This window comes from Moorena sp. SIO4G3 (assembly GCF_010692305.1).
GTDB classification, from domain to species: domain Bacteria; phylum Cyanobacteriota; class Cyanobacteriia; order Cyanobacteriales; family Coleofasciculaceae; genus Moorena; species Moorena producens_A.
Genome location: NZ_JAAHIG010000531.1, coordinates 1 through 4,942, shown reverse-complemented (window position 1 = coordinate 4,942; position 4,942 = coordinate 1). Strand labels below are relative to the sequence as shown.

6 protein-coding genes are annotated in these 4,942 nt (G+C 45.7%); all 6 read right to left on the bottom strand.

All coding sequences use genetic code 11. The annotated features are described in order from the left end of the window. Positions 1 to 162: 162 nt before the first annotated feature. Entirely contained in the window at positions 163 to 1,872 is a 1,710-nt protein-coding gene (locus tag F6J99_RS42020; protein ID WP_293122611.1) for an ATP-binding protein, read from the bottom strand. A 16-nt stretch (positions 1,873 to 1,888) separates the two neighbouring features. Beyond that, positions 1,889 to 2,020: a hypothetical protein gene (locus tag F6J99_RS42015; RefSeq protein ID WP_293122609.1), complete on the bottom strand. Its 132-nt coding sequence runs from the start codon at positions 2,018 to 2,020 to the stop codon at positions 1,889 to 1,891. A gap of 175 nt (positions 2,021 to 2,195) precedes the next feature. Then, positions 2,196 to 2,987, bottom strand: a complete 792-nt coding sequence (locus F6J99_RS42010) for a glutathione S-transferase family protein (protein WP_293122606.1) — start codon at positions 2,985 to 2,987, stop codon at positions 2,196 to 2,198. Positions 2,988 to 3,287: 300 nt separating this feature from the next. Then, a complete protein-coding gene (locus F6J99_RS42005) occupies positions 3,288 to 4,043 on the bottom strand; it encodes an MBL fold metallo-hydrolase (RefSeq protein WP_293122603.1) in 756 nt (251 codons plus the stop codon). Next, on the bottom strand, positions 3,976 to 4,179 hold the full coding sequence (locus F6J99_RS42000; RefSeq protein ID WP_293122599.1) for a hypothetical protein: 204 nt from the start codon (positions 4,177 to 4,179) through the stop codon (positions 3,976 to 3,978). The genes F6J99_RS42005 and F6J99_RS42000 overlap by 68 nt, the downstream gene beginning before the upstream one ends. A 305-nt stretch (positions 4,180 to 4,484) precedes the next feature. Further along, on the bottom strand, positions 4,485 to 4,942 hold a 458-nt coding region (locus F6J99_RS41995; RefSeq protein WP_293122596.1), incomplete at its 5' end, for a Uma2 family endonuclease.

Below are 4,942 nucleotides of genomic sequence, written 5' to 3'. Positions count from 1 at the left end.
ACGCTACTTGAGGTGCTTATGGGTCAAAGGCTAGAAGCCTGTGCCACCCTAGTTGAGGTCACACTTCCCCCACTCCCTCCACACCCCACACCCCACACCCCACACCCCACACCCCACACCCCACACCCCACACCCCACACCGCTGACCACTGATAGCTGATCTCAAAACCCTATATCTTCCCTAGCTAATTGGGCGGCTAAAAATACCTCTTGATCGGACTTTTGTTGCCAATCTAGCTCCCCAATTTCCTGATAAAATTGTTGATCGTAAGCACGAGTCTTGACTACTACTGGCATTGGTACGGCATGTCCTAAAATCAAGGCTTGTTGCTTAGAATCGAGCTTGGCTAATACCGAACGCAAACTTTGGCCACCAGACACCCCAGTAAAAATTGCTTCAATATCTTTATCATCATTTAGCAAACAAGTAATCCGAGTTCCAATTTGAGACATGACTTCGTTATCAATGCCAGAAGGACGCTGGTCTACGACTAACAAGGTCACAAAATACTTGCGCATTTCACGGGCAATAATCCCAAAAATTGTTTGACGTACTGTGGCTGGATCTAGGAAACGGTGGGCTTCTTCAATGGTAATCACTAGGGGACGGGGGCGATCGCTGGCATTTTTTGACTGCAAAAATATCTCGGCTTTTCTGACATAACTGCTATGAATACGACGGGTAATTAAATTAGTAGCTAACATATAGGAAAGCATGTTGGATTGGGAACCGAATTCTACGACAACATGCTTCCCGGCATCGAGAGATTCTAAAATTCGCTTGACATAATTATGGGGACAAGCACTGCGGATATATTTTAATTCATCCAATCGGCTTAATTTGCGCTGTAATGCCATAATTGAGGATTTGTTGCCTCGTTTTACTTCGCAAAATTCCTGGATTTCTTCATTGGTCATGGATAACAATTGTACAATCCAGGATTTGCCAAATTCATTGCGTAAAATAATGGCATTTTCTAGACTAGCTTCAGAAAGATTTAACTCTCCTCGGACTAGGTTGATATCTTCTACTTCAATCTGGTCATAACTTAGATAAAGCTCTTGGGCATCCCGAATCCCTCGTCGTCTGGTGGATTCTGGATCGAGGGTATAAACTTGTACCTGGGATGGAAAAAGCTGGCGCAATCCTTTGACTGTACTAAATTGTTTCCCTTCCGATACGGCTTCCCAGCCATATTCCGAGTGCATATCAAAAATTAAATTTACTGCTGCTTGCCTACGGATAATCCCAGATAGCAGTAGCCGAGTTAGAAAGGATTTACCGGTGCCAGATTTACCAAAAACCCCGTTACTCCGTTCTACAAACCGATCTAAGTCAATGCATATGGGGACTTCCATGTCAAGGGGTTGACCAATGGAAAAATTCCGGCGATGGGGGTCATCTTCTGAGCCAAAGACTGCCCGAAAATCCCGTTCACTAGCATCGAATACTTGAGAAAAGTGGCTGGGAATTGTTTTTACTGGTAACAATTCCATCTCTTCGCTACTTTGAGCTTGAAAGGAGCCTAAGGGACTTTTTCCATTTAGTTCCACTGGCTGTTGTGATTGGGACTTTTGTGGCGTAAACATTAGCATCGGGGTTAAATTAATCGTACCGTAGGTGCCACTACCTGCGAGTACATCCCTTAGAAAGTCATCATTGGGATTAGGAGGATTAACCAGAATCCGCTGACTGGAGGTTCCTAAAGACACATCGGTGAGCATACAGAAGAAACGCGATCGCATTCCCTGAACCACCAGAAATTTCCCCACCCGCATATCTTCTACAGAGACATCGGGGTGTAATCGCACTTCTAATCCAGCAGACAGAGAGCCTTGAATAACTGAACCTAAAGGTTGACTTAAATCCATTACCACAATTCCAGGACTATTGCAATCCTAAATCATTTGGGTTATAGGGAGTAGGGAGTAGGGAGTAGGGAGTAGGGAGTAGGGAGTAGGGAGTAGGGTGCGTAGGGTGCGTAGGGTGCGTAGGGTGCGTTAGGGGTGGGATTGCCATCATATTCAAGGTCCAGCGCCAGTAGCCCCGTAACGCACCACTTTTCTAGGCAATAGGCAAGCTAGCAAGCTAGTCCGCCCCGTAACGCACCATCGGGTCAAACTTACCGCTGACCGCTGACCGCTGACGGCTATCAGCTAAAGGCTGACCACTGACCGCTTAGGGTCAATTATGATTAATCAATCTCAATTGATGTGGGTTGAGAATCGCTGGGAGTATTGGAAACTAAAGGTTTGCGATAATCGGCATAGATGCGATCGCGCCAAGCAAAAAAGGTTTCGTAGAGGTTACTATCGGCAAAGCCAGGAATCCCTTGACCTTGATATTGCTGGGGAATATCGAGATAATTCCCATCGGGGAATTTCAGGAGCAGACTTAAACCAGCTACGGCCAAATCTGCTAAGCAAGGGGAGTTGCTGACTAGATAAGGACTATCCAGGAGTAACAGACTCAAGGCTTCTAGGTCTTGCTTGAGACCATCTTTGGCTTCCTTGATGGCATCAGTGCCACAACCGACACCAAACCCTAGAATATCTAAAAATTCCGAGGGTACCGAACCAACTACTGTTTTGAGCACATCAGGGGTTTGGTTCGGTAAGACGGATTTGCGGAAGTCGGGATTTTGGCTCAATGCGCCATAGACCACTTTCCGGCTTTTGGTACCAATGGATTCATCTGCCCATTCTTCGATCAGTAAGCAGAGTCCTCGTTCTTTGGGATCGGTAGGGATGATGGGTTTGTCGGGATACTTGCGATCCAAATACATTGCGATCGCAGTGGAATCACTAATCACTGTATCCCCATCTTTAAGCACTGGTACCTTACTTTGACCAGACAGTTGGAATAGTTCTAACTGTCCTACTCCTGGGGTTACCTCAATTTTCCGATAGTCCAGCTCTTTGTAATCCAGAATCAGTCGTACTTTCTCTGAGTATTGGGACAGTTCAAATTGATACAACTCCAGCATTTTGGATCTTCTCGCTGTTGATGTGGGACACTATGATACTTTAGCGTTTTCAGATGAAGAGACAAGGGTGTGGGGTGTGGGGTGTGGGGTGTGGGGAGATGGGGAGATGGGGAGATGGGGAGATGGGGAGATGGGGAGATGGGGGAGTGTGGGGAGAGGCAAAAGAGACAAGAATTGAGGCAATATGATCGTGTTTTCGTCAATTGTTCTGTGTTCCCTGTTCCCTGTTCCCGATTCCCGATTCCCGATTCCCGATTCCCTGTTCCCTGTTCCCTGTTCCCTGTTCCCTTGCGCGTAGCGCTATACTTCCAACGAAACCCCTACTTTGGGAGTGATGACTTTGGTGGGCAGATTTTGCTGGAGGAGTTGCGATCGCAATTCTTCGAGACTACCCACTTCCCGCAGCACGGAAGCCAAAACCCCTTGATACTCTACAATTTCATCGGCTGCTGTGGGCAGAAAGACTTGGGGTTGCAACCATTGCGCCAACGGCAGTGCTGTCTTATGGCCTTGAATGACTGGCCCTAGTAAGGGTAATTCTAAGGTCACGGCTGGGCTAATCACGATATCTACTGGGGCATAATCCTTGACTTCAGCAGGGGGATAGCCATGAGGTTCGTAGTAAAGACTTTTACCACTATCCAACTGCTTGATCAGATAGGCATTTTCCTGCTGGAATGGACCAATGGGTGCTCCTGGCAAGGCTCGGATTTCTATGTGATCTCCTAACGCAACGGTTTCACCAGCAGTAAGAGTAGTTACCTGGGTATAACCTAGCTGTTTGACTACCTTTGCTGCACTAGTAGAGGCCACTACTGGAATAGTTTTGTCTAATTTTTCCAAGGTTGGGGTATGGGCGTGGTCCTCTAAGCCTTGGGAGAGCAAAATTAGGTCAATTTTATCGGGAATGCTATTAAGTGCTTCCGGTTTGTCCCCTTTAAAGAACCAAGGTTGGTTGCCAAAGACCAATGAACCTACTAACCAGGGGTCAATCAGAATCCGTTGCTCTGGGAGTTCCAGTAGCCAGCTGTTTGCGCCGAAATGGGTGAGATACATATGTATAGCTGTTGTCAATTAGGTGAAGTACAAATTTTTTGGTTTTAGGGAGCAGGGAGCAGGGAGCAGGGAGCAGGCAAGAGGCAAGAGGCAAGAGGCAAGAGGCAAGAGGCAAGAGGCAAAAGGCAAGAGGCAAAAGGCAAGAGGCAAGAGGCAAAAGGCAAGAGGCAAGAGGCAAGAGGCAAGAGGCAACTTGACAACTTACAACCTTACAACCTTACAACCTTACAACCTTACAACCTTACAACCTTCAACAAACTAATCTACCCTTCGGGAACGGCAAAGGCGAACAACAAACTAACCTTCTAAGCTTGGCCTATTGGCCACGCTACGCGAACAACTTTCAACCTTACAACCTTGGCCTATTGGCCACGCTACGCGAACAACTTACAACCTTACAATCTTAAAACCTTCAACAAACTAACCTTGAAATTGACAACTTTAATCATCGTCTTCAAAGTTAAGCCCTTCGTAAATATCGCTAAAGTTAAGTTTAAAGTCGATAGTACTTAATTCCAAAATTGCTGCTTCTGAGGTTTGCTCAGTGAGTAACCATTGTCCTTCACTGGTTTTGGTATGTTGAATCACATGATATCTGGCTTGGTCTATCAATATATATTCCTTAAAATGTGGAATTGAGCGATAGTATAAAAACTTCTCACCTTGGTCATAATTTCTGGTAGATTTGGATAATACTTCAACAATTAGCAAAGGATTCATGACCGTCGTCTTACCTTTGCCGGTATAGATCGGTTTCCCCTTAATTACCATAATATCAGGATAGGTATAGTGGCGATAATCAGGTATCCACAATCGCACATCACCGATATAAATATCGTAGGCTTGTCCTTTTAAGGCAAACTTCAAGTGAGCTGCAAAATTGAGAGCTATTTTATTAA

Excerpts from the sequence above, each read along its gene's own strand:
- F6J99_RS42020 (WP_293122611.1), bottom strand. The coding sequence starts at position 1,872 with ATGGATTTAAGTCAACCTTTAGGTTCAGTTATTCAAGGCTCTCTGTCT.
- F6J99_RS42015 (WP_293122609.1), bottom strand. The coding sequence starts at position 2,020 with ATGGCAATCCCACCCCTAACGCACCCTACGCACCCTACGCACCCTACG.
- F6J99_RS42010 (WP_293122606.1), bottom strand. The coding sequence starts at position 2,987 with ATGCTGGAGTTGTATCAATTTGAACTGTCCCAATACTCAGAGAAAGTA.
- F6J99_RS42005 (WP_293122603.1), bottom strand. The coding sequence starts at position 4,043 with ATGTATCTCACCCATTTCGGCGCAAACAGCTGGCTACTGGAACTCCCA.